This is a genomic window from Nocardiopsis alborubida, assembly GCF_012396365.1.
Classification (GTDB): Bacteria; Actinomycetota; Actinomycetes; order Streptosporangiales; family Streptosporangiaceae; genus Nocardiopsis; species Nocardiopsis alborubida.
Genome location: NZ_JAAXPG010000029.1, coordinates 38781 through 64613 on the forward strand (window position 1 = coordinate 38781; position 25833 = coordinate 64613).

25 protein-coding genes and 1 tRNA gene are annotated in these 25833 nt (G+C 73.8%); 16 read left to right on the forward strand and 10 right to left on the reverse strand.

The features are described 5' to 3' along the window. The first annotated feature begins 54 nt into the window (after window positions 1–54). From aztA to HGB44_RS32555, 4 genes are all read left to right on the forward strand, one after another. On the forward strand, window positions 55–759 hold the full coding sequence (aztA, locus tag HGB44_RS25175; RefSeq protein WP_061081195.1) for a zinc ABC transporter ATP-binding protein AztA: 705 nt from the start codon (window positions 55–57) through the stop codon (window positions 757–759). 9 nt (window positions 760–768) lie between these two features. Next, window positions 769–2016 (forward strand): MFS transporter, encoded by a 1248-nt coding sequence (locus HGB44_RS25180; protein WP_061081194.1) that lies wholly within the window; start codon window positions 769–771, stop codon window positions 2014–2016. Between the two features lie 248 nt (window positions 2017–2264). Continuing rightward, the gene (locus HGB44_RS25185; protein ID WP_061081193.1) at window positions 2265–3632 is read left to right on the forward strand and encodes an L-lactate MFS transporter; all 1368 of its coding nucleotides are present in this window, start codon (window positions 2265–2267) and stop codon (window positions 3630–3632) included. A 111-nt stretch (window positions 3633–3743) separates the two neighbouring features. After that, window positions 3744–3872 (forward strand): MFS transporter small subunit, encoded by a 129-nt coding sequence (locus HGB44_RS32555; RefSeq protein WP_017566608.1) that lies wholly within the window; start codon window positions 3744–3746, stop codon window positions 3870–3872. 70 nt (window positions 3873–3942) lie between these two features. On the opposite strand, the gene HGB44_RS25190 is transcribed toward HGB44_RS32555, so the two are convergent. Then, window positions 3943–5415, reverse strand: a complete 1473-nt coding sequence (locus tag HGB44_RS25190) for a potassium/proton antiporter (RefSeq protein ID WP_210752136.1) — start codon at window positions 5413–5415, stop codon at window positions 3943–3945. Window positions 5416–5461: 46 nt separating this feature from the next. Here HGB44_RS25190 and HGB44_RS25195 point away from each other — a divergent pair, with 46 nt between their 5' ends. Further along, entirely contained in the window at window positions 5462–6286 is an 825-nt protein-coding gene (locus HGB44_RS25195) for a universal stress protein (protein WP_061081191.1), read from the forward strand. A 272-nt stretch (window positions 6287–6558) separates the two neighbouring features. On the opposite strand, the gene HGB44_RS25200 is transcribed toward HGB44_RS25195, so the two are convergent. Next, window positions 6559–6924: a MerR family transcriptional regulator gene (locus HGB44_RS25200; RefSeq protein ID WP_061081190.1), complete on the reverse strand. Its 366-nt coding sequence runs from the start codon at window positions 6922–6924 to the stop codon at window positions 6559–6561. A gap of 146 nt (window positions 6925–7070) precedes the next feature. On the opposite strand from HGB44_RS25200, the gene HGB44_RS25205 reads away from it, so the two are divergent. After that, complete coding sequence (locus HGB44_RS25205) at window positions 7071–7976, forward strand: NADP-dependent oxidoreductase (protein ID WP_061081189.1); 906 nt, start codon at window positions 7071–7073, stop codon at window positions 7974–7976. 20 nt (window positions 7977–7996) lie between these two features. Here the strand turns inward: HGB44_RS25205 and HGB44_RS25210 are convergent, their stop codons facing one another. From HGB44_RS25210 to HGB44_RS25230, 5 genes are all read right to left on the reverse strand, one after another. Then, a complete protein-coding gene (locus tag HGB44_RS25210) occupies window positions 7997–8476 on the reverse strand; it encodes an SRPBCC family protein (protein WP_061081188.1) in 480 nt (159 codons plus the stop codon). Continuing rightward, the gene (locus HGB44_RS25215) at window positions 8473–8802 is read right to left on the reverse strand and encodes an ArsR/SmtB family transcription factor (RefSeq protein WP_061081187.1); all 330 of its coding nucleotides are present in this window, start codon (window positions 8800–8802) and stop codon (window positions 8473–8475) included. Before HGB44_RS25215 ends, HGB44_RS25210 begins: the two co-directional genes overlap by 4 nt. 187 nt (window positions 8803–8989) lie before the next feature. Next, a complete protein-coding gene (locus HGB44_RS25220; protein WP_061081236.1) occupies window positions 8990–9382 on the reverse strand; it encodes a DUF2267 domain-containing protein in 393 nt (130 codons plus the stop codon). Window positions 9383–9491: 109 nt separating this feature from the next. Further along, on the reverse strand, window positions 9492–10715 hold the full coding sequence (locus HGB44_RS25225) for an MFS transporter (RefSeq protein ID WP_168444137.1): 1224 nt from the start codon (window positions 10713–10715) through the stop codon (window positions 9492–9494). 227 nt (window positions 10716–10942) lie between these two features. Then, entirely contained in the window at window positions 10943–11539 is a 597-nt protein-coding gene (locus tag HGB44_RS25230; RefSeq protein WP_061081186.1) for a TetR/AcrR family transcriptional regulator, read from the reverse strand. A gap of 198 nt (window positions 11540–11737) precedes the next feature. On the opposite strand from HGB44_RS25230, the gene HGB44_RS25235 reads away from it, so the two are divergent. Beyond that, window positions 11738–12739 (forward strand): aldo/keto reductase, encoded by a 1002-nt coding sequence (locus HGB44_RS25235; protein ID WP_061081185.1) that lies wholly within the window; start codon window positions 11738–11740, stop codon window positions 12737–12739. 185 nt (window positions 12740–12924) lie between these two features. Further along, window positions 12925–13290 (forward strand): VOC family protein, encoded by a 366-nt coding sequence (locus tag HGB44_RS25240; protein ID WP_061081234.1) that lies wholly within the window; start codon window positions 12925–12927, stop codon window positions 13288–13290. A gap of 80 nt (window positions 13291–13370) precedes the next feature. Here HGB44_RS25240 and HGB44_RS25245 read toward each other — a convergent pair whose 3' ends face one another. Then, on the reverse strand, window positions 13371–14969 hold the full coding sequence (locus HGB44_RS25245; RefSeq protein WP_061081184.1) for an MFS transporter: 1599 nt from the start codon (window positions 14967–14969) through the stop codon (window positions 13371–13373). Between the two features lie 65 nt (window positions 14970–15034). Between HGB44_RS25245 and HGB44_RS25250 the strand changes: the two genes are divergently transcribed. The 6 genes from HGB44_RS25250 to HGB44_RS25275 all read left to right on the forward strand — a co-directional run bounded on the left by HGB44_RS25250 (window position 15035) and on the right by HGB44_RS25275 (window position 21021). Then, entirely contained in the window at window positions 15035–15697 is a 663-nt protein-coding gene (locus tag HGB44_RS25250; RefSeq protein WP_231972478.1) for a TetR/AcrR family transcriptional regulator, read from the forward strand. A gap of 236 nt (window positions 15698–15933) precedes the next feature. Then, window positions 15934–16641, forward strand: a complete 708-nt coding sequence (locus tag HGB44_RS25255) for a phosphoribosyltransferase (RefSeq protein WP_061081182.1) — start codon at window positions 15934–15936, stop codon at window positions 16639–16641. Between the two features lie 84 nt (window positions 16642–16725). After that, a complete protein-coding gene (locus HGB44_RS25260) occupies window positions 16726–17385 on the forward strand; it encodes a dienelactone hydrolase family protein (RefSeq protein ID WP_061081181.1) in 660 nt (219 codons plus the stop codon). Then, window positions 17382–18680 (forward strand): erythromycin esterase family protein, encoded by a 1299-nt coding sequence (locus tag HGB44_RS25265; RefSeq protein ID WP_061081180.1) that lies wholly within the window; start codon window positions 17382–17384, stop codon window positions 18678–18680. The genes HGB44_RS25260 and HGB44_RS25265 overlap by 4 nt, the downstream gene beginning before the upstream one ends. Window positions 18681–18991: 311 nt before the next feature. Continuing rightward, window positions 18992–20836, forward strand: coding sequence for a hypothetical protein (locus tag HGB44_RS25270; protein ID WP_061081179.1), 1845 nt, complete (start codon window positions 18992–18994; stop codon window positions 20834–20836). A gap of 111 nt (window positions 20837–20947) precedes the next feature. Beyond that, window positions 20948–21021, forward strand: a tRNA-Pro gene (locus HGB44_RS25275). Between the two features lie 233 nt (window positions 21022–21254). Here the strand turns inward: HGB44_RS25275 and HGB44_RS25280 are convergent. Next, a complete protein-coding gene (locus HGB44_RS25280; protein WP_061081178.1) occupies window positions 21255–22508 on the reverse strand; it encodes an MFS transporter in 1254 nt (417 codons plus the stop codon). A 408-nt stretch (window positions 22509–22916) separates the two neighbouring features. On the opposite strand from HGB44_RS25280, the gene HGB44_RS25285 reads away from it, so the two are divergent. Next, a complete protein-coding gene (locus tag HGB44_RS25285) occupies window positions 22917–23483 on the forward strand; it encodes a type I-E CRISPR-associated protein Cas6/Cse3/CasE (protein WP_061081233.1) in 567 nt (188 codons plus the stop codon). 49 nt (window positions 23484–23532) lie between these two features. Here HGB44_RS25285 and HGB44_RS25290 read toward each other — a convergent pair whose 3' ends face one another. After that, entirely contained in the window at window positions 23533–24417 is an 885-nt protein-coding gene (locus HGB44_RS25290) for an aldo/keto reductase (protein ID WP_061081177.1), read from the reverse strand. A 505-nt stretch (window positions 24418–24922) separates the two neighbouring features. Between HGB44_RS25290 and HGB44_RS25295 the strand changes: the two genes are divergently transcribed. Continuing rightward, on the forward strand, window positions 24923–25789 hold the full coding sequence (locus HGB44_RS25295) for a SigB/SigF/SigG family RNA polymerase sigma factor (RefSeq protein ID WP_168444138.1): 867 nt from the start codon (window positions 24923–24925) through the stop codon (window positions 25787–25789). Window positions 25790–25833: the final 44 nt, after the last annotated feature.

Consider the following 25833-nt stretch of genomic DNA (forward strand, 5'->3'; position numbering starts at 1 on the left):
CTGCATAACGATAACCATTGTCATTTGCACATCGGGGTGGGCGTGAGGAGCAGGATGAACCGGCTGGAACTGGACGGCGTGTACGCCGGATACGGGCGCGAGGACGTCCTGCGGGGGATCGACGCGGCCGTCCCGCGGGGCGCGGTCACGGCGCTGGTGGGGCCCAACGGGTCGGGCAAGTCCACGCTGCTCGGCCTCATGGCGGGCACGGTCGCGGTCCGCCGGGGCGGGGTCCGGGCCTCGAGTCCGACCCGCCCCGCCTTCGTGGTCCAGCGCAGCGCGGTCCCCGACGCCCTGCCCGTCACGGTGCGCGAGGCCGTCTCGATGGGCCGGTGGGCGCACCGGGGGTTCTGGCGGCCGCTGACCCGGCGCGACCGCGCCGTGGTCGCGGAGTGCCTCGACCGCCTGGACGTGGCCGACCTGGCCGACCGCCGCCTGGGGGAGCTCTCGGGAGGCCAGCGCCAGCGGGTGCTCATCGCCCAGGGCCTGGCGCAGGAGGCGGACCTGCTCCTGCTCGACGAGCCCTCGGCCGGGCTGGACCACCGTGCCCGCGAGTACGTGCGCCGCGTCCTGGAGCGGGCCCGCGCCGACGGGGTCACCGTCGTGCACGCCACCCACGCCCCCGACGAGGCCTTCGACGCCGACCACTGCCTCGTGCTCGCGGACGGGCGGATCGCGGCCTCGGGGCCGCCGGAGGAGGCAGCGCGGGCCTGGGAGGGGGCGCGGGGCGGCGGACCCGGCGGACGACGCCTTCCCTAGGCTGTCGGGGTGCTCGTACGGAACCGCTGGATCGTCCTCTCGGTCAGCATGGTGGCGCAGGTGGCCAGTGTGTCGGCGATGTTCGGCGTGCCCGTCGTGCTGCCGCAGCTGAGGGACGCCTTCGGCGTCACCACGGCGCAGGCCGGGATGCTGGCCGGACTGCCCTCGCTCGGCCTGCTGCTCACGCTCCTGGTGTGGGGCCTGGTGATCGACCGGTTCGGTGAGCGGCCGACGATGGCGCTGAGCCTGGTGCTCACGGCGTGCGCGCTCGGCCTGCTCTGGGCGGTCTCGGGGCTGTGGGGAGCCGTCGCGGTCCTGCTGCTGGTGGGCGCGGTCGGCGGCCCGGTCAACGCGGCGAGCGGGCGGCTCGTGCTGTCCTGGTTCTCCGAGGGCGAACGCGGCCTGGCCATGGGAATCCGCCAGTCGGCGCTGCCCCTCGGCGTGGGCCTCTCCGCCCTGGTACTGCCCTGGGCGGCGGGTGCCTGGGGGTTCGTCGGCGCGATGACGCTCCCGGCCGTGCTCGCGCTCCTCGCGGTCCCGTTCGTGCTGGCGATGCCCGCCTCCGCTCCCGGGCGGCCCCCGGCACCGGAGGAGGCCGGAGGCGCCGCGAGCGCGGACGCCGCCGGGCGCGCCGGCTCCGCCGGCGACACCGCGCACGCCGACGCCGCCGACACCGTGCGGCCTGCGGCGGGGTCGCCCTACCGGCACGGGCACATCTGGCGGGTGCACGGGGTGAGCATGCTGCTCGGCGTTCCGCAGATCGCGCTGATGACCTACGCCGTCATCTACCTGGTGCAGGAACAGGGGTGGAGCCCGCCCGCCGCGGGCGCGGTCGTCGCGGTGGCGCAGGTCCCCGGCGCGGCCGGGCGCCTGCTGCTGGGGGTCTGGTCCGACCGGACCGGGGACCGGATGCGCCCGGTGCGGTGGCTGGCGGTGGTCTCGGGGGTGTGCCTGGTGCTGCTCGCGGTGCTGCCGGGGATCTGGGCGTGGACGGCCGTGCCGCTGCTCCTGGCCTGCCTGGTCCTGACGATGTGGCACAACGGCCTGACCTTCACCGCCGTCGCCGAGACGGCGGGGGCCTCCTGGGCGGGGCGGGCCCTGGCCGCGCAGAACTGGCTCCAGGCGGTCAGCACGACGCTGACCCCGGTGCTCATGGCGGCGGTGATCATCCTCGTGGGCCTGCCCTTCGTCTTCGCGGTGAGCGCGGTCTTCGCCGCCGCGGCCGTCGCCGTGGTCCCGGTGGCGCGGGGGCGTTGAGAGAAATGGGGCTTTTGGCCGGTTTGCGTGCACTGAGGGCTTGATCACGACGCATTCATCACATAAGTTCGCTTCCGGCACAGACGTTCGACATTCGCACGGTCACTCTCCGTGAGGAGGCTGCTTCCGACAGGGCGAAACGCCCCGCCCAGCCCGGTTCCCGGCGACCCCGGGATGATCCCGGACCGGCAGGAGCGGCCCCGGCGTCCACGCCCCCACCGCGACAGGCAGAACACGAAGCGGGATCCATGACGCGCACCAGTCCCCTGACCTCGTTCCTCGACTACGAGAGGAGCATCGCGCCACCCGGCTACAGCCGGTGGCTCATCCCGCCCGCGGCTTTGGCGGTACACCTGTCCATCGGCCAGGTGTACGCGTTCAGCGTCTTCCGCAACCCGCTGGTCGAACGGTTCGACACCTCGCTGACCGCGATCGGGATCATCTTCAGCATCGCCATCGTCATGCTCGGCCTGTCGGCCGCGTTCGGCGGCAAGTGGGTGGAGCGCAACGGCCCCCGCAAGGCGATGTTCGTCTCCGGCCTGTGCTGGTCGGGCGGTTTCGCGGTCGCCGCGCTCGGCGTGGCGACCGGCCAGCTCTGGCTGGTCTACCTCGGCTACGGCTTCCTCGGCGGCCTCGGCCTGGGCATCGGCTACATCTCGCCGGTCTCCACCCTCATCAAGTGGTTCCCCGACCGGCCCGGCCTGGCCACGGGCATCGCGATCATGGGCTTCGGCGGCGGCGCGCTCATCGCCTCGCCGCTGTCCTCCGAACTCCTCAGCCGCTACGCCGACACCCCCGCGGACGCCATCGCCCCCGCGTTCCTCACCCTGGGCGCCGTCTACTTCGTGGTCATGATGCTGGGCGCCTTCACCGTGCGCGTCCCCCCGCCGGGCTGGCGCCCCGCGGGGGCCCCGGCCGAGGAGCCGAAGGAGGCCTCCGCGGGCCGGTCCCCGGCCCTGGAGGGGGTGTCGGTGGAGACCGCCGTGCGCACCCCGCAGTTCTGGCTCCTGTGGACCGTGCTCTTCTGCAACGTCACCGCGGGCATCGGGATCCTGGAACAGGCCTCGCCCATGGTGCAGGAGTTCTTCACCGGGGTCGGCCCGGCCGAGGCGGCGGGCTACGTCGGCTTCCTCTCCCTGTGCAACATGCTCGGGCGGCTCGTGTGGTCCTCGGCCTCCGACGTGATCGGCCGCAAGCGCGTCTACATCGGCTACCTCGGCCTGGGCGGGCTCCTCTACCTGCTGATCGCCGTCGCGGGAACCAGTTCGATCGTGCTGTTCGTGGCGCTGACCGGCGTCATCCTGTCCTTCTACGGCGGCGGCTTCTCCACGGTGCCCGCCTACCTGAAGGACCTGTTCGGCACCTTCAACGTGGGCGCCATCCACGGCAGGATCCTCACCGCCTGGTCGCTGGCCGGGGTCGCCGGGCCGATGATCGTCAACGTCATCGCCGACGCCCAGCTGTCCGCCGGACGCGACGGGGCGGAGCTCTACGGGCTCTCCCTCTACGTCATGGTCGGCGTCATGGCCGTGGGCTTCCTCGCGAACATGCTGGTCCGGCCCCTGCCCGAGCGGGTCCACCAGCGCGACCGGGAACGCGTCGCCGGGCGCGGCTGAGCCCGAACCCGGGGGCGGGACCGCGACCGGCCCCGCCCCCGGACCGCACACACGTCCCCCAGCGGTCACCGAGTCCCCACCGGTCACCGAGGAACCGAGGAAAGGCCACACATGTCAGGCAACCGGACCACCAACGCCTCCACCGTCACCGCGATCCTGCTGTGGGTGCTGGTGCTCGCCGCCCTGGCCTACGGGGTGGCGCAGACCGCCGTGGACGCGGCGGCGCTCTTCGCCTCCTGAGGGCCGGCGCCGTCCACCCCGTTCGGACTCCGCGAGCAGGGTGTGGAAGTGTGCGAGCACGCGCCCGGCGTCAGGCCCCGTCCGCGCCCTCGCCCTTGGCCCAGGCGGTGACCAGCCGCTGGGCGTCGGGGCGGCGCGGCATGGCCACGATGAGCAGGTCGTTCTCACGGATCCGGGTGTGCGCCGAGGGCACCAGCACCCGCTTGCCCCGCACGATCGTGGTGACCAGGCCGTGCGGCGGGTCCAGCTCCCCGAGCCGCCTGCCCACGATGTAGAGCCCCGGCGCCGCGCGCACCTCGATCAGCTCGGTGCCCAGGTCGCTGATGGGGACGTCCGCCGCCACGGGGTCGAGCGAGTGGCCGTCCCGGGTCAGCCCCAGCAGGCCCGCGGCGGCGCGGATGCTGGTGCCCTGCACCGCCGCGGAGACCAGCACGACGAAGAAGACGACGTTGAAGATCAGGGCGCCGTCCGGGTACCCGGCCACGAAGGGGAACGTGGCCAGCACGATCGGCACGGCCCCGCGCAGCCCGACCCAGCTGACGAAGACGATCTCCCGCCACGTGTAGTCGAACCACACCAGGCACAGCGCCACCGTCGCCGGGCGTGCCACCAGGACCAGGACGGCGCTGACGGCCAGCCCCGGGAGCGCCACACCCGGGAGGTCGGAGGGGAAGACCAGCATGCCCAGCAGCAGGAACAGCCCCACCTCGGCGGTGTTGGACAGCCCTTCGTGGAAGGTCCGGATGCCCCGCCGGTGCAGGGGCGCGCGGGCGCCCACGACCAGCCCGGTGACGTAGACCGCGAGGAAGCCCGAGGCGCCCGCCAGCGCCGCGACGCCGTAGGAGGCCCCGGCCACGCCCAGCGCCAGCACCGGGTAGACCCCGGCCGGGCCCAGGTTGACGCGGGTCAGCAGCCAGCTTCCGGCCAGCCCCGCCACGGCGCCCACGACCAGGCCCCCGACCAGCTGTATGAGGCCGAACAGCGCCCACTCGGCCGGTGACGGCGTGTCCTGCCAGGTGGCGATGAGGCCGATGGTGAGCAGGATGGCGACGGGGTCGTTGGCGCCGGACTCCACCTCCAGCAGGGAGGCGACCTTGCGGGGCAGCGGGGCCCTCCGTAGCATGGCGAACACCGCCGCGGCGTCGGTGGAGGCCACGACCGCGCCGATGAGCAGGGCGGTCAGGGGGCGCACGTCCAACAGCAGGTACGTGCCCGCCGCCAGGATCAGCGCCGTGCCCGCCACGGCCACGGTGGCCAGCGCGAACCCGGGGGCGGCGGCGCGCCGCAGGTCCCCGGGCTTGGTCGTCAGGCCGCCCTCGAAGAGGATGAGGATCAGTCCGACGGCTCCGCCGATCTGGGCGATCTCGGGGTTGTCCAGCCGGACCAGCCCGAGCCCGTCGTCGGCGATGAGCATGCCCAGGGCCAGGAAGAGCAGCAGACCGGGCAGCCGGATGCGGTTGGCGAAGCCCGAGGCCAGGATCGCCGCCACCAGCAGGAGTCCGGCCGCCAGGATCCACCCGTCGGCGGGCAGGTGCACTGCCATGGTTCCCCCGTCGTCGGCTCTGGGGCGCGGTGGAGGGGGAGTGCCGATGGCCGCCGGTGGTGAAGACGGCGCCGCACGGGCCCCCACCCGCGCCATCACCCGGTTCCTGGTGCCCCTGGACGGCACCGCCGGTGCGGCCGCCGCCCTCGGCCCCGCGCTGCGCGCCGCCCGCGTCCTGCGGGTCCCCCTGGAACTGCTGACCGTGCACGACCGCGTGAACCGCACGTGGGCCGAGGACGTCGACGCGATCGCCGCGGGCCTGGACTACGACCGCGTCGAGGTCTCCATGGTCGGCTCCGGCTGGCCGGGGGACGTGATCGTCGACGCGGTCGCCGAGCAGCCCGGAACGGTCGTGTGCATGGCCACCCACAACCGGGACCGGTTCTCACGCCTGGTGGCGGGCAGCGTCACCGAACACGTACTGCGCCAGGCCGCCGCCCCGGTGCTCATGATAGGTCCCGGGTACCTGCGGGACGAGGGAGGCGGGGCCGGTGGCCGCGCCCTCGTGTGCCTGGACGGCGGCTCCCGCGACACCGCCACCCTCGCCCTGGGGCGGGGGTGGGCCCGCCAGCTCGGGCTGGAGGTGGAGCTGGTGCACGTGGCCTCGCCCGGCGGGGCGGCCGTGGCAGAGACGCGGCTGTCGGGGGCCGCGCGGAGGCTGGAGGCGGACGGCCTGGCGGTCCGGACGACCGTGCTGACCGGCGCCGACCCCGCGGGCGACATCACCGGGCTGCTCCACCGCCGCCCCGGCGCCCTGGCGGTGCTCGCCAGCCGCGCCCGGGTGGGGATTCCCAAGCTCGTCCTGGGCAGCGTCAGCTCGCGGATCCTCGCGGCCAGCCCCCGCCCCCTCCTCCTCACGCGTTCGTCCTGAGGTCCCGCCCCGCCCCCGGTGCGCTGACCGGAGACGCTGCCCGTGCGACGCGAGGGACCTCGACGTGGAACCGCTGACCGCCCGCCGCGGCACCGGGCACGGCTCCGGCCCGAGCGTCCAGCGCTGGGCCGTGGCGCGCCTTCGCCCGCCCGTACCGGATTGCGCCGCCCGCGCATCCGCTGGAAGGCACGCGACGACATCCACGAAGCCTTCCCCGCCCCGGGACGCGCACTCCTCTGCCGCGACGTCTGAAGTCGTCGCGGCAGGGGGCCTCACCGCATGTGGGAGCAGTCGGCGTCAGGGTTTCGCGTGACGTCGATCACGTCGTCGAGTCGGTCGCGCACGGCGAGCAGGTCGGTGATCCGCTGGTCGATGCGGCCGCGCTCGGCCACCAGCTGGTCCAGGAGTGCCGGGTGCGCCTCACCCGAGTCCACGCACGGCAGCACATCGCGGACCACTCTGCTGGGGAGGCCCGCGGCGTACAGCTGTTGGATCAACCGGACGCGCTGGACGGCGGTGTCGGGGTAGTGCCGATGGCCGCCGGGGCTGCGGTCAGCCTGGAGCAGGTCCTGTTCCTCGTAGTAGCGCAGTGCCCGGACGCTCACTCCCGCCTTCTCGGCGACCTCACCGATGCGCACCGGCCCTCCTCCGCCCGGGCGGACCGCCCGACTTGAAGCTGACGCCAACGTCAGGTCCTAGCGTAGCGGGTGTCGGCGTTCGCCGAACATTTTCCCCACTGATCCCACGAACGGCCGGTTCAGGCCGTGTGGAAAGGCCGGCCCTCATGCGCGCAGTCCGCTATCACGAGTACGGCGGTGTGGAGACCCTCGTGGTCGAGCAGGCGCCGGACCCGCGTCCCGGGCCCGGTGAGATCCTCGTCCGCGTCGCGGCGGCCGGCGTCAATCCCATCGACTGGAAGGTGCGTTCCGGTGCGGTGCGCGAAATCCTCCCCGTGGACCTGCCCGCGATTCCCGGGCGTGACGCCGTCGGTGTGGTCGACGAGATCGGCGCGGGCGTGCGGGGGGTGAGCATCGGCGACCGTGTCTTCGGGCTGGGCGGCGTCACCGGAGCGACGGCGGAGTTGGCCGTGCTTTCGGCCTGGGCCCACGCGCCTGCCACATGGACCGAGGAGGAGGCCGCCGGCGCGGGCCTGGCGTCCGTGACCGCGTTGGGCGGGCTGAAGGCGCTCGGTCCCCTGCGGGGGCGCACCCTGCTCGTCGAAGGCGCTGCCGGAGGCGTGGGCAGTGCCGCGGTCGAGATCGCGGTGGCCCGGGGCGCCACCGTGATCGGGACGGCCAGCGAGCGCAACCACGAGTTCCTCACCTCCCTCGGAGCCGTTCCCACCACCTACGGCACCGGCCTCGCACGGCGCCTGGCCACCCTGGCACCCGCAGGTGTCGACCTCGCGCTCGACACCGCGGCCTCCGGCTCCCTGGCCGACCTCGTCGCGATCGTGGGCGACCCCGCTCGCGTGTCGACGGTCGCCGACCACATCAATGCCCAGCGCCTGGGTGTGCACCTGGCCAACGCGGAGAACGACTCCACGCTCCTCGCCGAGGCGGGCGAACTCGGCCGGCAAGGCCGCTACACACCGCGCGTCGAGCGGACTTATCCCATCGAACGGATCGCGGAAGCGCACGCGTACGCCGAGCGCGGACACACGCGGGGAAAGATCGTGGTCCGCATCTGAGTCCCGGTGCGGCCGGTGCCTCAGCCGGTGGCCAGGGCCTCGCGGTAGTGCGCGATGAGCGCCTCGTCGGGGCCGGCCTGCGTCCGCTCCGCGCGCCCGTCCAGCACGGCGGCGAGGGTGCGCAGGCACACGTCCCATCCGGCCGCGGTGTTGGCCGTCCAGGCCGGGTCGGCGACGGTGTTGGACAGGCGCAGCACGCACCCGTCACCGTCCTCCTCCAGGGTCCAGCGCAGGTCCTCGCCGTCCCAGTGGAAGGCCAGGACGTGCGGCGGGGCGAACTCGGTGATCGGCGCGGTCTGCGGTTCCTCGCCGGGGAAGGTGAGCGTGAGCGCGCCGCCCTCGCGCGCGTCGATCGCCACCCGGCAGGGGAACCACCGGCTGAGCGCCTCGTCGGTGGTCAGCGCGGACCAGACCGCCGACAGCGGGTGCGGGTAGCGGCGGGTGAAGTGCAGTACGGGTGCGCCGGGCGTGCTCGCGTCGACGCTGACCTCGGTGCTCATGGCTGGTGCCCCTCCTGCGGGTGCGTGGAGTCCAGGTACTCGCCCAGTTCGTCCAGCCGCTCCGTCCAGAACGCCCGGTAGGGGCGCAGCCAGTCGTCCAGGTCGCGCAGCGCCTCGGCGCGCAGGCGGTAGCGCCGCCCCTGCCGCTCGGCGGTCTCGGAGACCAGTCCGGCGGTGCGCAGCACGCGCAGGTGCTTGGAGACGTTGGGCTGGCTCAGGTCCAGCCCGGCGACCAGGTCCTTGACGAGCAGGCCCTCGCTTTGGCGCAGCGCGTCCAGGATGCGGCGCCTGCTGGGCTCGGCCAGGACGGCGAACAGATCGGGCATGCACTGAGTATGCCAACATGGTTATATGACTGTCAAGGCATGAAAGGGGGGTCGTGCGCTCCTTCCGCTGGGGGAGCGTCCCTGCCTGCTGGGGGCGGCGCCGCCCCCAGCAGGCCGAAGGGCTGGCCACCCGCAGGGCCCGGGCCCCGTCGGGCGCGTCCGGCGGGGCCCGGGGCGGGTTCAGCCGCTAGCCGCTCAGCTCCGGTTTGCCGAACAGCGCGGCGTAGCCGGAGGGGAGCTGGCTGAGGATGTGGTTGAGCTGGCCCCCGGTGACCCGGCGGGAGACGGTGGTGAGCACGGCGCTGGCGTCCCACTCGGCGGTCCGGGGCCGGGCCCCGGTGGCGGCGCCCACCCGGGTGAGGAACTCCTCCACGCCGAAGGACTCCGCATCCAGCAGTTCGCCCTGCTGGATCGCCTCGCCCAGTTCGTCGGGCAGCTGCGCGACCAGGTGTTCCGCGCCGTTCGCCTGGAGCCGGGGCGCCAGCACGCCCAGTACCGCGCGGCTGACCTGCTCGGCCTCGTCGCGGTCGGCGTACTCGCCCAGCTCGCGGACCTCGTTCAGGAACTCGTCGTAGTGCATCTCGACCTCCACGTGGTGGCGGATGTCCGGGTCCCCTGCCCGCTCCCCGGCGGGGGCAACCACCGGGGGAGCGGGCGGGGTCCGCGCAGGTCGGAGCCCTCGGAGGGGGTCAGGCGTCCGTGGGGTGGACGGCCCGGCCCCCCTTCGCCGGTCCCGGCGCGGGCGGGGCGTACAGGTCGGTGGCCTCGTGGCCCACCCGGCGCGCGGTCAGGGCCGCGGGCACCATGGCCAGCAGCGCGAGCAGGGCCAGACCGACGCCGACCCACAGCGGGGCGCGCAGCCCGAAGGCGTCGATGCCCATGCCGCCGATCCAGGAGCCGACGACCACGCCCATGGTGATGAACGAGGAGTGCACGGTGTTGACCAGGGCGCGCGGGTTCCCGGCGCGCTGGACGCGGGTGATCATCGCGGGGTTCAGCGTGATGCCCACCAGCCCGATGCCCGCCATCGCCAGCAGGGCGGGGACCGGCAGGTCCGCGAAGAGCGCGAAGACGCCCAGGAAGACCGTGTTGAGCGCCAGACCGGCCACGATGACGGTCACGGTGTGGGACATGGCCAGACGGCCGACCACGATGTTGCCGACGACCGTCGCCCCGCCGTAGCCCAGGAGCAGCAGCGGCACGATGTCGCGGGAGAAACCGGTGACCTCGGTGAGGATCGGTGTGAAGTAGGAGAACGCGGCGAAGGTGGCGCCGATGATGAGCGTGGAGGTGGCCATGACCGTCCACAGGCGCGGGCGGCGGAACACCTCCAACTCGGAGCGCAGGGCCCCGGCCTCCTCGGCCTTCTCCAGGCGTGGCAGGGCGAGCATGGTGGCCACTGCCACGATCACGGTCAGCGCACCGACGGCGGCGAAGGCGGCGCGCCAGCCGAACTGTCCGCCGATGAGCGTGGACAGCGGCAGGCCGAGCAGGGTGCCCACCATGAGGCCCTGGAGGGCCACACCGGTGGCGCGTCCGCGCAAGTGCGGATCGGTGACCTGGGCGACCGCCGACAGGGCGACGCCGAAGAACGCGCCGGAGGCCGCCCCGGTGACCACGCGGGCCACGAGCATGGGCCAGTAGGAGGTGGAGAGGGCGGCCAGCGCGTTGCCGACGAAGAAGACGGCGAACAGCACCATCAGCGCGTGGTTCGTGCGCAGCCGGAGCACAGACAGGGTCGCCAGCGGACCGCCGAGCGCCATCGCCAGCGCGAACGCGGTGATGAGGTAGCCGATCTGCGGGATGGTGGCCCCGAGGTCCTCGGACATCTGCGGCATGAGTCCGCCGACGAGCAGCTCACTGGTGACCATGGCGAAGATGCCGAGCGCCATGAGGTGGACGGACTTGGGCACGGGGGGTTCCTTTCAGGTTTTGAATCGATCAGACCAAAACTGGGGCGCACGGAGAGACGCGCGACGGGCATACGGCAGCACCGGCGCGGGAGCGGAGGGTCCGCACGGGCACGCGGGTTCGGGGGCGGTCGGGCTGGGGCGGGGCTCGGGGGCGCGGGGGCGTCAGGTCAGGGGGCGGCGCGGGACGGGGAGCGGGCGGGCCCGGGGAGGGCGGTGGGGAAGGCGGGTCAGGGCCGGAGCGCCTCGATCCCGGTCGATGCGACGCCCTCCAGCACCGTGCGCCCGGCGCCCGACTGGGCCGCGACCCTCATCCCCGAGATGAGGGAGACCACGTACCAGGCCAGGTCGCCGGGGTCGCGGTCGGCGGCGATCGAGCCGTCGAGCTGGCCGTCCATGACGGTCAGACGCAGGGAGGACAGGCGTTTGTGCAGGTCGGCCTCCACCATTTGGGCGACTTCCGGGTTGCGCGAGGCGATCGTGGTGATGGTGTTGACGGTGAAGCAGCCCGCTCCGCGGCCGCTCTCCCGGTTGGCGGTCTCGTCGGCCACGATCACGGCGAGCAGCGACCCGATCCGGTCCAGCCCGCTGCCCTCCGCGGAGTCCAGCACGGTTCCCTGGCGCGCGGTCATGGTGGTGACGTAGTGGGAGAGCGCCCGGCGGAACAGGTGCTCCTTGGAGTGGAAGGTGTTGTAGAGGCTGCTGCGGGTCAGCCCGGTCGCCTGGCACAGGTCGGCCGTGGAGGTCCCGTCGAAGCCCTTGGCCCGGAACGCCTCGTAGGCGGCCCGGATCACGTGCTCCTCGTCGAACTGGCGTGGTCTGCCCATGCTCCAGACGGTACCACTTTATGGACTGGTCGTCACAAAAAAATTGAGGGCGGAACCGGGGTGCCGACCGAGGCCGCGGAAGTGGTAGTCAGGGGCGCGGGCGCCGGGCCCGCGCCCGGTGGACGCCGTCCGGAGCGGGCCCCACGGGGCCGCGGACCCGGTCGGCATCCTCCACCAGCGCAGAGGGAGAACCACGGCATGGAACACAGTCCCGTCTCACGGGCCCGGCTGGGCGGGTCGGCGGTGACGCTCAGCCCCCTCGGGCTGGGCACCGCCCCGCTCGGCAACAGCGGCTACCAGGAGGTGGACGAGGAGACCGCGGCCGCGACGGTCCTGGCGGCGTGGGAGGCGGGCGTGCGCTACTTCGACACCGCCCCCCACTACGGCCTGGGCCTGGCCGAGCGCCGACTGGGCCGCGCCCTGGCCGGGCTGCCCCGCGAGCAGTACGTGGTCTCGACCAAGGTCGGCCGCCTGCTGGAGCCCACCCCGCACCGCGCCGGGCGGCTGGACGACCAGGGCTTCGCCGTCCCCGCCGCGTACGGGCGGCGGTGGGACTTCAGCGCCGACGGGGTGCGCCGCTCCCTGGAGCGGAGCCTGGAGCGGCTGGGCCTGGACCGGGTGGACGTGGTGCTCCTGCACGACCCCGACCACCACTGGGAGCAGGCGGTCGGGGAGGCCTACCCGGCCCTGCACGAGCTGCGCGACCAGGGCGTGGTCGGCGCGATCGGCGCGGGCATGAACCAGGCGCGCATGCTGGAGCGCTTCGCCGTGGAGACCGACGTGGACGCCGTGCTGCTCGCGGGGAGGTACACGCTGCTGGACCAGGGCGCGGCGGCCACGATGCTCCCGGCCTGCCTGCGAGCGGGGGTGTCGGTGATCGCGGCCGGGGTCTTCAACAGCGGGATCCTTGCCGTGGACGAGCCCTCCGCCGACGCCACCTACGACTACGCGGCCGCTCCCGGACCGCTGCGCGACCGGGCGCTGCGGATCGCCGCGGTGGCCCGCCGCCACGGGGTGAGCCTGCCCCGGGCGGCGATGGCCTTCTGCGCGCGCCACCCGGCGGTGGCCGGGGTCCTGGTGGGGGCCCGCTCGGCCGGGGAGATCACGCACGACGCCCGGCTCCTGGCGGCCCCGGTCCCCGAGGCCCTGTGGGCGGACCTGGAGGCGGAGGGGCTGCTCATCCCCGGGGCCGCGCCCTGAGCCCGGACGCCGGGCCCGCCGCGCGGACGGGTGCGAGGACCGCCTTCCGCATGGGTGGGCTCCGCGGCGCCGTGGCGACCGGACGCCACGGAGCTTCGGGGTCTCCCGCCGTGCGGGGCCTCCGTCGTAGGGTGGCCTTGCGGACCGCGGCCGCGGTCCGCAAGGCGAACCGAGGGGAGCGCCACGTGCGCCTGGTCTGGGTACTCGACACCAACGACCTCCACGCCGCCGCCGACTTCTGGTGCGCCGCGCTCGGCTTCGAGTGCGAGGAGGGAGAGCACCCGGTCTACCGCGCCCTCAAGGACCCGAACGGACGCTGGCCCGACCTGCTGCTCCAGAAGGTGCCCGAGCCCCGCTCCGGCAAGAACCGGATGCACCCGGACCTGGTCGTCCACGACGTGGCCGCGGAGATCGAGCGGGTGCGCGCGCTGGGAGCCGAGGTGCTGCGTCCCACCTACGAGGAGGACGGCCACCTGCTGGCGGTGATGGCCGACCCCGAGGGCAACGAGTTCTGCGTGGTGCAGCGCCTCGACGGCACCCTGGGCGGGTAGAGCGGAACCGGTTCCGGTGCGGCCGCAGGACGCCGGACGAGCCGGTCCGCGGGGAGGTTCGTCCGACGTCCGGGCCAGGGTCAGGACGGCTCCCGCGCCCGGTCCGCACCGTCCGAGCCGCCGGTTCGGCCCGCTCCGTCCGCATCGCCCGCCCGCTCCTCTCCCTCCGCGCGACGCGGGCGCATGCCGACGGCGGCGAGCACGGCCAGACCGGCGGCGACGGCGGCGCACACGTAACCGACGGCGGTGAAGGCGTCCCCGAAGGCCTCCCGCGCGGCGGCGACGACCTCTCCGGCCGTTCCCGACGGCAGCCCCGCGGCCGCCTCCACGGCCGAGCCGATGTCCTCCCGGGCCGCGGTGAGGACGTCGTGCGGCAGCCCGGCGGGCAACAGCCCCTCCACCCGCAGCCGGTAGACGGCGGACACCAGGCTGCCCGTGGCCGCGATGCCCAACGCCACACCGAGTTCGCCGCTGGTCTCGGACAGGGCCGCGGCCGACCCCGAACGCTCCTCGGGCGCCGAGGAGACCACCAGGTCGGTGGTCAGCACGGTCGTCGGACTCAGTCCGAGCACGGCCAGGGACCCGCCCGCCACCAGCGCCCACAGCGGTCCCTGCGCGTCCACCTGCGCCAGGAGAAGGTACCCGGCCAGGGAGAGCAGCGCGCCGCCGGCGACCACCGCGGGCGGACCCCAGCGCCCGGCCAGGGCGGGCGCGGCGAGGGAACCGGCGATCGCGGACAGTGCGACGGGCACGGTGAGCAACCCCGCCCGCAGCGGGGACAGTCCGGCGGCCGACTGGAGGAACTGCGGCACGAGGAAGTTCACCGCGGTGACGGCGAAGACGCCCACCACCAGCAGGGCGAGGGCGGTGCGAAAGGTCCGGGACCGGAACAGCACGGGATCCACCAGCGGTGTCTCCAGGGTCCTCTGCCTGCGGGCGAACACCGCGCCCAGGGTCAGACCGGCGGCGAGCACGGCGGCGGCCGCCGCGTCGGGCCCGGAGACGACCATCTCCTTGAGGCCGTAGACCACGCCGAGCACCGCCGCGACGGACAGCACCACGCTCACCGCGTCGGTCCGGGTCGCGGAGGGGTCCCGGCTCTCGGGCAGCAGTACCGGACCGAGCAGGGCCACGACGAGCATGAACGGCACGGCCACGAGGAACACCGCCCCCCACCAGAACGCCTCCAGCAGTGCGCCGCCTACGAGCGGCCCCAGGGCGACGCCCACCGAGAAGGTCGTCATCCACACCGCGACCGCGGTCGTGCGCTGGCGGTCGTCCCGGAACATCGTCCGGATGAGCCCGAGCGTGGACGGCATCAGGGTGGCACCGGCGACGCCGAGGGCGGCGCGCGCGGCGATGAGCGCCGTGGGGGAATGCGCCAGGGCCGCCCACACCGAGGCGGCGGCGAACACGACGGAACCGATGAGCAGCAGCCGTCTGCGGCCGATGCGGTCGCCGACCGAGCCCATGGTGACGAGCAGACCGGCGATGGCGAAGCCGTAGACGTCCATGGCCCACAGCCACTGGGTCGGACTGGGATCCAGATCGGCGCCGATGTGCGGTCCGGCGAGGAACAGGACGCTCGCGTCGACGGCCAGCACGAACAGCGGAAGGGTGAGCAGACCGAGCCCGAGCCACTGGCGGGGGCCGGCGCGCGGGGGTACGTCCGTGGCCATGGTTGTTCTCCGTCTCCTATTTCGATACGATACGGTGCGGATCGGATATTAAGCGCGAAGGAGAGATGACGTCAATGGCTCAGCGCTCCGGCGGAGGCGGGCGTCCCCGTGACACGCACATCGACACTGCGGTCCTCGACGCGGTCTCCGATGTCCTGGAGGAGGGCGGTTACCGGGGGCTGGCGATCGAGCAGGTCGCCAGGCGGGCACAGGTGAGCAAGGCGGCCGTCTACCGGCGCTGGCCCAACCGGCAACTGCTCGTGCTCGCCGAACTGGAGCGGCGCATGGGGCGGGTGGAGCCGCCGCGCACCGGCTGCACCCTGTGCGACCTGGACGAGGCCCTGTCGCTGTTCGCGCGGACCTTCACCTGTATGGGGCCGGAGTTCTTCAGCCCGCTGCTCGCCGACTGCTCGGGTGACGCCGAACTGCACCGCAGGTTCATGGACACGCTCTTCACGCCTCCCCGCGCGGCGGTGCGCGACGCCCTCGAACGGGCGCGTGATCGGGGAGACCTGCGGGACGACGTCGACCTCACGCTGGCGGTCGACACCCTGGCCTCCCTGGTCCACTACCGGCTGCTCTTCGGGCACGCGCCGGTGGACGGCGCGGAGATCGGCCGGGCGGTCACGACCCTCCTGCGGGGGCTGGCCCGCGACTTCACCACGTTGGAGGCGGAGGCGGCCGGGCACGCCTCGGCGGGGCACGGCGGGGAGGGGACCGGCGAATAGGGGGCACCGGTGCGGACGCGGTCCGGCAACCGGACGGCCCGGGCAAGGCCCGCTCGGAGAGGGCCGCGCCGCGCCGTGGCGTTCCCGGTGCGCCCTGCCTGCGCCATGTGTGCGCCGAAGGCACCGGGGTAGCGCTCACCACACGGCCCGCGCACACCGCTGAACTGCGCGGACGCGGGCCTTCGCGCCACGGGGTCCGGGCGCCGCGACGACGCGACCGGGGTGAGGTGACAGACGTGTTTCGGGACCGGCGAGAGGCGGGCGGGCGGCTGGCCCGCGCGGTGGCGGAGCAGGCGGGGCCGCGCCCGCGCGTGCTGGCCCTGCCACGGGGAGGCGTCCCCGTGGCCGGGCCCGTCGCCGAGGCCGTCGGCGTGCCGCTGGACGTCGTGGTCGTGCGCAAGATCGGTGCCCCGGGGAGCCCGGAGACGGCGATCGGGGCGACCACGGCCGAGGGGCCTCCGCTGTTCGACCAGAGGGCGCTGGACCTGCTGGGCATTCCCGAGGGGCGCCTGGCCGACATGGTCGGGGCCGAACAGGCCGAGGCGCGGCGCAGGCTGCTGGCCTACCGCGGGGAGGACCCCGAGCCCGAGGTCGGCGGATACGACGTCGTGGTGGTCGACGACGGCCTGGCCACCGGGCTGAGCGCCCGGGCGGCGCTGATCTCGGTGCTCGCCCGGCGCCCCGCGTCCCTGACGCTGGCCGTTCCCGTGGGCGCGCCCGGCGCCGTGCGCGCGCTCTCCGACGTCTGCGACCGGGTCGTCTGCCTGGAGACGCCGCCGGACTTCGGCGCGGTCAGCCTCTGGTACGAGAGGTTTCCCCAGGTCACCGACGACGAGGTCCGCGGTCTGCTGGTGAGGCTTCCCCGGGGACCCGGCAGCTCCGGCGGCCCCGACGGGCCCGGCGGTTCCCGCAGCCCCGGCGGCGGCCCTCCCGGCCGTCCCTGACCGCCACCGGCCGCCGTGCACGCGGCGGACGACACCGGGCCGGAGCACCGCACGGGAGCCCGGCCCCCACGAAGGGAGACCACCATGACCGCCGTCGACGTGACGGTACGCACGCCGGACGCGGGGCTCGACGGGCGGCTGGCCGTGTTCCCCGGGGCGACCGCCGTCGTGGCCTTCGCGCACGGCAGCGGAAGCTCACGCCACAGCCCGCGCAACCAGGCCGTCGCCGAGGAGCTCAACCGGATCGGGGTCGCCACGCTCCTGCTCGACCTGCTCACCCCCGAGGAGGAGCGCGTCGACAGCGCGACCGGGCGCCAGCGCTTCGACATCGACCTGCTCACCCGGCGGCTCACCGGCACCGTGGACTGGCTGGCCGCGCACGAGGACACCGCGGGGACGCCCATCGGCCTGTTCGGCGCCAGCACCGGTGCCGCCGCCGCTCTGAGGACCGCCGCCGAGCGCCCGGACCTGGTCGCCGCGGTGGTCTCGCGCGGCGGCCGTCCCGACCTCGCGGGCACGGAGGCGCTCCAGGTCGTGCGCGCCCCGACGCTGCTCATCGTCGGCGGCGCGGACACCGAGGTCCTGCGGCTCAACGAGGACGCGGCCGACCGGCTCAGCGCCCCGCACCGGATCCACGTCGTCCCCCGCGCCACCCACCTGTTCGAGGAACCGGGCGCGCTGGAGGAGGTGGCCGACGCCGCCTCCGGCTGGTTCGCGGGCATCCTGGGCGAGGTGGAGAGGTGAGCCCCGGGACCGGGCCGGACGCCCTCCTGCGGCTGACCGGCCCGAGGTCGCTGGACCCGGTTCTGGAACGGATCGGCGACGCGCGCCACGTGCTGTTGGGCGAGGCCTCGCACGGCACCGCCGAGTTCTACCGCTGGCGGGCGGAACTGACCCGGCGGCTGATCGACGAGGCGGGCTTCTCCTTCGTCGCGGTGGAGGGCGACTGGCCGGACTTCCAGGACCTGCACTGCGGTGTCGTGGGCGCGCCGGGCGCGCCCGAGGATCCCAAGGAGATCCTGGAGGGCTTCCGCAGGTGGCCGCAGTGGATGTGGGCCAACACCGAGGTGCTGGAGTTCGCCCGGTGGCTGCGCGGGCGCAACCTGGATCTCGCGCCGGAGCGGCGCGCGGGGTTCTTCGGCCTGGACGTCTACAGCCTGTGGGAGTCGCTGTACGCGGTGCTGGGGTGGCTGCGCGAGAACATGCCCGAGCAGGTGGGACCGGCACTGAGGGCCTACCGCTGCTTCCAGCCCTACGGCGAGGACCCCCAGGCCTACGCCCGCGCCACGCGGCTGGTGCCCGAGAACTGTGAGGCGGAGGTCGTGCGCCTGCTGGCCGAACTGCGCGAGCGGGCGGGGGAGGTGTCGCCCGCCGAGGGCCTGGCCGACTTCGCCGCACGCCAGAACGCCGAGGTGCTCGCGGGCGCGGAGCAGTACTACCGGGCCATGGTGCGCGGCGGACCCGAGTCGTGGAACGTGCGCGACCGCCACATGGCCGACACACTCGACCGGCTCATGGAGCACCACGGGCCTGGCGCCAAGGCCGTCGTGTGGGAGCACAACACCCACGTCGGCGACGCGCGCGCCACCGACATGGCCGCAGCGGGCATGGTCAACGTGGGGCAGCTGGTGCGCGAGCGACACGGGGCCGAGGACGCGGTCCTCGTCGGCTTCGGCACCTACGAGGGCCGGGTCATGGCCGCACGGGCGTGGGGCGGGACCCCCGAGCCGATGCCGGTTCCCGCGGCGCGCCACGGGAGCGTGGAGGCACTGCTGCACCAGTCGTTGGAGGGGGAGACGGGCCTGCTGGTCCTGACCGGGGAGGGGGCGGTCGATCCGTTCGCGGGTGAGGTCCTGCCGCACCGCGCCGTCGGCGTCATCTACCACCCCGGGCGCGACGGGTTGCGCAACTACGTCCCCACCGTGCTGGGGGAGCGATACGACGCCTTCGTGTTCGTCGACCGCACCCGCGCGCTCACACCCCTGCACGCGGTGGAGGAGGACTCGGGCGAGGAGGAGACCTGGCCCAGCGGCCAGTGACGCTGACCGGCCGCCCCTGACGTGTGCACGGTTTCCGGTCGCATGCACGGATTCCAGTCGTGTGCGCGAATTGCGTTCGTGTGCATGGTTTTCCGTCTGTGTGTACGGATCCTGCCCGGGCACCCGGAACCGAACGGGGACCCGGTGGGCGGGGCCGGACGCCCCTGCCGTCCGGATTCCGTCCGCTGCTAGGTTGTCCGCGACTTGACGGACGGTGCGGCCGTGCGGACACGGCGCCGCCGTCTCCGGCGCGCGGCCCGAGGCCAGGGAGAGCAGTGGACGGGGCAGGGGCGCCGGATCGGCGCGGACAGGTGAGGAACACCCTGGCGTGGACCGGGGCGGGGCTGCTCGCGGGCGCCCTGCTCCTGGCGGTCACCACGGTGGTCCGGAACTGGGGAAGGTACGAGGACGGCCTGCTGGAGGAGACCGGCGCCTGGTGGGTCCCGGGGGCGGTCGTCGCCGGAATGGCCCTGTTCTACGGGATCCGCTGGAACCTGACGCGTTCCCGCCGCCTCGACGACGACCCCGAGGGCCGGGCGTACGTGGTCTGGCTCGCCCTGGCCGCCCTCGGCGGCGTGTACCCGGCTATCGCGGGCTTCCCGCGCGACGCCTTCGAGGCGACCGCGGAGACGGCCTGGCACTACGACCCCTCGCCCGCGGCGGCCGCCATGTGGCTCGTCGTCTGCGCGGTCGTACTGGGGTGCCTGTCCATGCTGGCGTCAGTGCAGCCGCAGAGGCTCACGCCCCTGCGCCGCTCACTGCCCCCCGTCACGGCGGGCGTCCTCGCGGTCGTGCTGGTCAGCGCGCTGGTGGGCGTGACGGCCTTCCCCCGGCAACCGCACACCACCGCGGCGGAGGGCGGCGACCCGCCGCCGGTGCCGGAGTCGGTCAGCCGGGTGGGGTGGAGCTGGGCGCCCCCGATGGGCACGCGGATCGACGAGGTCCGCGCGGGCACCCACGGGCCCCTGGTCCTGCTCGGCGACGGCGCGGTCTCCCTGGACGGCGCGACCGGCGAGGAGCGGTGGTCCTTCCGGCGCCCGCGCGACCGGGGCCGGAGCGTGTGGGCCGACGACGCGCACGTGTACGTGCACTACGTTCACGGCGACGTTCCCGAGGGCACCGAACCCGGCGCGGACGGGGAACCGGTGGAGTGGACCACGGCGGTGCTCGACATCGCGACCGGTGAGGTCACCGGCGAGCACACCGTGCTCCAGCGGAACGGGTGGGGCGGCCTCGTGGCGATGACCCCCGAGGCCCGGATCGGGCTCGTCCGGACGGACCTCGGCGGTTCGCTCGCGCTGACCGCGAGATCGCTGGACGGCGGCGGGGAACTGTGGTCGCGCACGCTGGTGGAGGCCGACGACGGCCGGGCCTGCCGCCACGAGGACCCCCTGCGGTACGGCGACCTGCTGGTCACCCTGCACGGGTGCGCCCCCGAGAGGCAGAGCCGGATAGGGGACCATTCGGACTACGAGAGCTTCTTCAGCCTCTTCACGGGCGGGAACCGGGTGGAGGTCGCGGTCACGGCGGTGGACCTCACCACCGGGGAGGAGTCCTGGCGCCACGCGTGGGCCGCCGCCCCGGGAGAGACGGCCCCCGAGCCGGTCGGACGCCCCCACCCCGCCGGAGACGGCACCCCGGTGATCGCGCTGGAGCAGTACGACGCCGATCCGGCCCTGCGCGTGCTCGACGCCGCCACCGGGGAGCGGCTCGACCGCCTTCCCGCACTCGTCGCGGACGAGGCCTGGGGCAGGGACGGGGACTACGAACCGGAGAGCGTGGTGCGGGTCGACACCGCTGGCGGTGTGCTCCGTGAGAGTCTGCACGACGGTTCGCTGTTCCACCGCGTGGACGCCTCGGGCGGGATCACCGCGACGGCGGACACGGAGGGCCTCCTGGGCGGGTACGCGAGCACCGAGAACGTCGTCGCGCTGGAGGACGTGGTGCTCGTCCCGCGCACGCGTGCCCCCCTCGCGGCGGACGACCGACGGACCGAGGTCGCGGTGGCGCCCTTCGGCGAGTCGGTGTCCTGGGACACGGCGCGGTGGATCACCCCCGAGGGGCAGGTGCTGGTCGACATGCTCGCGGCCCCGGGAGCGGTCGTCGTGCACACGGGTGAGGACGAGGAGTCCCTCGTCGAGGGGCTGGTGCCCTGAGGGAGCCCCCCGCACCTGGTGCCCGCGGCCGGATATCCGGTCCGAGCGCCCTGCCGGATGCGATACAGTTTCACCTGTTGGCGGCGCCGGGAACGGCGTCCGCGCAGCGGACGGGACGTAGCGCAGTTTGGTAGCGCACTTGACTGGGGGTCAAGGGGTCGTGGGTTCAAATCCCGCCGTCCCGACAGAGCAGTAGCAGGTCAGCGAGGGGTCCGCCGTGAGGCGGGCCCTTTTCTGCGTTCCAGGTGGGGTTCGGGTGGGGTTGGACCGGGCCCCGGCGGGCCGGAGCGGTCTCCGCCGCCACCCGCGACCGCGTGCGGGCGGCCGTCGACTCCCCGGGCCACGTCCCCGGCTTCGCCACGCGTCCGCTCGCCCGCGGCCGCCACGGCACTCCGTCACCGGCCCCATGGGTATGCGCTCACCCGCGCCCCGTCTCAGGGGGGACCACGGCCGTGCTGTCGCCGGTCCCACGGTCGCCTCCCCGTACGGCGCGACGCTCCTTGGCGAACAGGAGGGCCAGCGGCAGGAAGTAGAGCGCGGCGACGCAGGCGCCCACCAGCACGGGCCCGGTGGCGCCGAGCGTCGACGCGATCGCGAACCCGGCGATCCACGAACCGACCGCGGTCCCCGCGTTGAAGGAGGCCGTGCTCAGCGCCGAGGCCAGGGTGGGGGCGTCATCGGCGTACCGGACGGCCATGCCGATCAGGACCGGGTTGGTCGACATGCCGAACAGCCCCAGCAGGACGACCAGGGCGATGGTCACGACCGGGTCGTGGGAGAACAGGCAGAGCGCGCCGAGTACGAGGAACGTCGCTGCCGCCGCCGCGAACAGGACGGTGTAGGGGCGGCGCGCGCCGAGGCCGCCGCCGAGGTTGGAGCCCACGAACGCCCCCAGCCCGTAGCCGAGGAGCACGAGCGGGACCGCGGCCGCGTCCAGGCCGGTGTTCTCCGTGAGGAGCGGGGAGATGAAGCTGTAGGCGGCGAGCGAGGACCCGCACACGATGGCGGCACCGGCCAGGACCAGCCAGATGCGCACGTCGCGCAGGCTCGCGATCTCGGCCCGCACCGACGGCAGCGGCCCGGAGGCGGGGTCGGCGGGGACCCGGCGGTGGATCACGGCGGCGGCGAGGACCGCCAGGACCGCGAGGGCCCAGAACGGGCCGCGCCACCCGATGGCCTGGCCCGCGAACGCGCCGAGCGGTACGCCGATGACGTTGGCGAGCATGCCGCCGCCGAGGATGACGCCCAGGGCCTTGGAGGACAGCGCCGGGCCGGCCGCCTTCGCGCCCACGACCGCCGCGACCGCCCAGAACGCGCCGGTGGCCAGTGCGGTGAGGAACCGGGCGCCGAGGATGAGCGTGAAGTCCGAGGTGAGGGCGACGAGGACGTGTCCGAACGCGAACACGGCCAACGAGAGCGTCAGGGTCACGCGGCGGGGCAGTCTCAGGGTGAGGACCGCCATCGTCGGGGTACCGACGATCATGCCGACCGCGAAGACGGTGATCATCAGTCCGGCGTCCGCGACCGCGACGCCGAGGTCGGCGGCGATCTCGGGAAGGATGCCGGCGACGATGAACTCGGTCGTGCCCATCAGGAACACCCCCGCGGCGAGGATGTAGGTCACGAACGGCAGCCGGCCGGTTCTGGTTGCGGACGGGGTGGTGGTGGGCATGGCGAAGGTCGGTCCCTTCCTGTCGCTGGGAGAGTCGCCGGGAGAGGAGCCGGGCCGCCGAACGGCGGGACGGCTGCGGAACCGGCGATTTCTTCCAGGTCACCACGCGCGGGGGCGAGGAGGGAGCCCCGGTTGATGGGGGTACCGGCAAAGACTCCCGGGGCCGCTGGGGAGGAGCGCGGCGCAGCCGTAGCCGATCCGGGCGGGCCCCGGGAAGGCGGACCGCCGTGCTCGCGCACGGTGCGTACTCCGGACGGGCCCGACGGCGGGGCCGGGGACGGGCCGACCCGGGGTCCGGTGCCTCGTACAGTGGGAACTCCGTGCCGGGCGGAGGTGATCCCCGACGGCCCGCGACCCAACACGAACACGAACCCCCGCCCCGGCGGGGACGCCCCGGAGGGGAACTCCTTGTACCTGTCCCGCATCAACCTCGACCCCAAGCGCAGTGCCCGGATGGACCAGTGGGCGCTCATGGGGCAGGCCGTGCGCAGAGCGGTCGACCCCGACCCCGAGTCCGACGCCCGCGTGCTGTGGGCGCGCACCTCGCCGAGCACGCTGGTGGTCAGCTCCGACACCGCCCCCGCCTGGGGCAAGGTCCCCGGCGCGACCTCCGCCGCGATCCACCCGATGCCGCGCTACTCCGAGGGCGAGACCGTCCGCTGGGAGCTCATCACGGCGCCCACCGCGCCGCGCGGCTCGGAGCCCGCCGGCGGGGGGACGCGCCCGCGCGGCAAGCGGGCCCCTCTTCCGGAGGAGGAGTTCGAGGGCTGGCTGGGCGGCAAGTTCGCGGGCGTGCTGGACGTCACCTCGGTGAAGTGGAAGCACCTGGGCGGCAGGCCCGCGCGGTACCACTTCACCGGCGAGGCCGTGGTGCGCGACAGCGAGGCGCTCCAGGAACTGTGCCTGGACGGTGTCGGCGCGGGCACGGCCACGGGAGCCGGGCTGCTCCTCGCCAGCCCGCTGGCCCCGAGGTAGACCCGGGTTCTCGCTCCTCCCGGGCCCGATCGCCGGGAACCCGGCGTCCTCAGGCCTCCGGGACGTCGATCCAGGCGTTCTCCCGGGTGACGTCCTCCGCCTCCGGCCCGCCGCGTACCCCGGTGTCGAGCGCGTCGACGGCGGCGAGCTGGTCGGCGGTGAGCTCGAAGTCGAACACGTCGAAGTTCTCCGCGATCCGCGAGGGCGTCACCGACTTGGGGATCACCTGCCGGTCCTGCTGGAGGTGCCAGCGCAGCATCACCTGGGCGGGTGTCCTGCCGTGCGCCCGGGCGATCCCGCCGATGACCGGGTCCTGGAGCGTGGAGCCGTTGCTCCCGTCGCGGTAGAAGGTGATGCCGCCGATGGGCGACCAGGCCTGGTTGAGGATTCCGTGCTCGGTGTCGAAGGCGAGCAGGTCGGACTGCCGGAAGTAGGGGTGGACCTCGATCTGGTTCACCGCGGGCACGGTCCCGGTCTCGGCGAGGAGCCGCCGCAGGTGCTGGGGCGTGAAGTTGCTGACCCCGATCGCCCGCACCACGCCGTCGGCCAGCAGCCTCTCCAGCGCCCTGTAGGCCGCGAGGGTGCGGTCGAACTCGCCGGGAAGGGCCTGGTGGAGGATGAACAGGTCGATCCGGTCGACGCCGAGCTTGCCCGCGCTCTTGTCGAAGGCGTGCAGGGTCTCGTCGTACCCGTAGTCGCTGATCCAGACCTTGGTCTCGACGAAGACCTCCGAGCGGTCGAGGCCCGAGCGGCGGATCGCCTCCCCGACCTCGCGCTCGTTGCCGTAGGCGGCCGCGGTGTCGACGTGCCGGTAACCGGTCGCCAGGGCCGTCTCGACGGCGGAGACGGTCTGCTCGGGCGGTGTCTGGTAGACGCCGAAACCGAGGGCCGGGATCTCGACGCCGTTGTTCAGGGACAGGTGCGGAACGGTCATGGCACCCACCCTAATGTCACTCTCGGTATTGCCTCTGTCGCCTGGAGTGGCCGTGTCGCGAGGGTCCTTCGGGGCGGCCCGCACGTGTCGGATCGCGTCCGGCGCCCGGAACCGTGCGACTGTGTATCCGACCGACGCGGGTGCCCCGGGGCGGGGGAGCGGGCCGCGGTGCCTCGGGAGCACGGGGAGCGGAGTCGCGGTCCGGGCGGGTGCTCCGTGTCGAATTTGAGGTACTTTGCCGCTTTTTGCAAGATAATTGTCGTATAGCAACAAAAATTTGGATTCGCGGCTTTTGAAGCCGTTCCTGAGGGAACCTAGTCTGTGCATCGCGGCTGTCCCGCCAGCCACAGGGCCACCGGCCCCGCGGGCCGCGCGCGGGATCGCGCCGCCGATGTCCTGCCCAGGCAGGTACATGAGCACACAGGACAGAGCACCGGGGGGTTTCCTCTTGTCCACGTCTCTCACCGAAACACACACGTCAACGACCGTCACCGACCGACTGCCCGTGATCCCCAGACCACGCAGGCCGGTCGAGGACACCGTCCCCGGGGACACGGGAACCGGAGAGGCCCGGGAAGCCGGGGAGTCCGAGGAGGCGGGGGAGGTCCGCCCCGAGGAGCTGATCTCCCGGCTGCGTGACCTCGCCGACGACGACCCGAGGGCCGACGACCTGCGTGAGCGGGTGGTCGTGCTCTACCAGCCGTTGATCAACAAGATCGCGCGCCGCTACGGGGGTCGCGGTGAGCCGTTGGAGGATCTGAAGCAGACCGCGATGGTGGGGTTGGTCAAGGCCGTGCGCGGTTACGATCCGGCCCGCGGCAAGCCCTTCATCTCCTATCTGCTGCCCACGGTGACGGGGGAGATCAAGCGGCACTTTCGCGACCACACCTGGGCGGTGCGGGTGCCGCGCCGCCACCAGGAGAACCGGGTGAAGCTGCGCCGGGTGACGGGGGAGTTCCAGCAGGAGCACGCGCGTACGCCCACGATCGCGGAGCTGGCGCACGAGATGGGGCTGCCCGAGGCCGAGGTCAGTGAGCTGGCGCAGGTCTCGGAGTCCTACCGCTCCCTGTCGTTGGACGCGCCGGACTCCTCCGACGCCGACGGTCAGGAGGGGACGCGTCTGGAGGACCACCTGGGCAGTGAGGACGAGGGCCTGGAGCGGGTGGTCCAGCGCGAGTCTCTCAAGCCCGCGCTGGCGCGGTTGCCCGCGCGTGAGCGGGAGATCCTGCGGTTGCGGTTCTTCGGGGACCACACCCAGTCCGAGATCGCGGACCGGTTGGGGTACTCGCAGATGCACGTGTCGCGGTTGCTGTCGGGGGTGCTGGAACAGCTGCGCGAGGAGGTCGGCGGGCACGCGCCCGGCCACGGCTGAGTCCGTGACCGGACTCCCTCCCCGGAGGACGCCGCGGGGGCCGT

What these genes read in the sequence shown, in the direction of transcription:
- HGB44_RS25190 (WP_210752136.1), bottom strand. Translation starts at nt 5,415, where the DNA reads ATGGCAGTGCACCTGCCCGCCGACGGGTGGATCCTGGCGGCCGGACTC.
- HGB44_RS25220 (WP_061081236.1), bottom strand. Translation starts at nt 9,382, where the DNA reads ATGCACTACGACGAGTTCCTGAACGAGGTCCGCGAGCTGGGCGAGTAC.
- HGB44_RS25260 (WP_061081181.1), top strand. Translation starts at nt 16,726, where the DNA reads ATGACCGCCGTCGACGTGACGGTACGCACGCCGGACGCGGGGCTCGAC.
- HGB44_RS32555 (WP_017566608.1), top strand. Translation starts at nt 3,744, where the DNA reads ATGTCAGGCAACCGGACCACCAACGCCTCCACCGTCACCGCGATCCTG.
- HGB44_RS25195 (WP_061081191.1), top strand. Translation starts at nt 5,462, where the DNA reads ATGGCCGCCGGTGGTGAAGACGGCGCCGCACGGGCCCCCACCCGCGCC.
- HGB44_RS25215 (WP_061081187.1), bottom strand. Translation starts at nt 8,802, where the DNA reads ATGCCCGATCTGTTCGCCGTCCTGGCCGAGCCCAGCAGGCGCCGCATC.
- HGB44_RS25235 (WP_061081185.1), top strand. Translation starts at nt 11,738, where the DNA reads ATGGAACACAGTCCCGTCTCACGGGCCCGGCTGGGCGGGTCGGCGGTG.
- HGB44_RS25230 (WP_061081186.1), bottom strand. Translation starts at nt 11,539, where the DNA reads ATGGGCAGACCACGCCAGTTCGACGAGGAGCACGTGATCCGGGCCGCC.
- aztA (WP_061081195.1), top strand. Translation starts at nt 55, where the DNA reads ATGAACCGGCTGGAACTGGACGGCGTGTACGCCGGATACGGGCGCGAG.
- HGB44_RS25250 (WP_231972478.1), top strand. Translation starts at nt 15,035, where the DNA reads ATGACGTCAATGGCTCAGCGCTCCGGCGGAGGCGGGCGTCCCCGTGAC.
- HGB44_RS25185 (WP_061081193.1), top strand. Translation starts at nt 2,265, where the DNA reads ATGACGCGCACCAGTCCCCTGACCTCGTTCCTCGACTACGAGAGGAGC.
- HGB44_RS25280 (WP_061081178.1), bottom strand. Translation starts at nt 22,508, where the DNA reads ATGCCCACCACCACCCCGTCCGCAACCAGAACCGGCCGGCTGCCGTTC.
- HGB44_RS25205 (WP_061081189.1), top strand. Translation starts at nt 7,071, where the DNA reads ATGCGCGCAGTCCGCTATCACGAGTACGGCGGTGTGGAGACCCTCGTG.
- HGB44_RS25290 (WP_061081177.1), bottom strand. Translation starts at nt 24,417, where the DNA reads ATGACCGTTCCGCACCTGTCCCTGAACAACGGCGTCGAGATCCCGGCC.
- HGB44_RS25245 (WP_061081184.1), bottom strand. Translation starts at nt 14,969, where the DNA reads ATGGCCACGGACGTACCCCCGCGCGCCGGCCCCCGCCAGTGGCTCGGG.
- HGB44_RS25210 (WP_061081188.1), bottom strand. Translation starts at nt 8,476, where the DNA reads ATGAGCACCGAGGTCAGCGTCGACGCGAGCACGCCCGGCGCACCCGTA.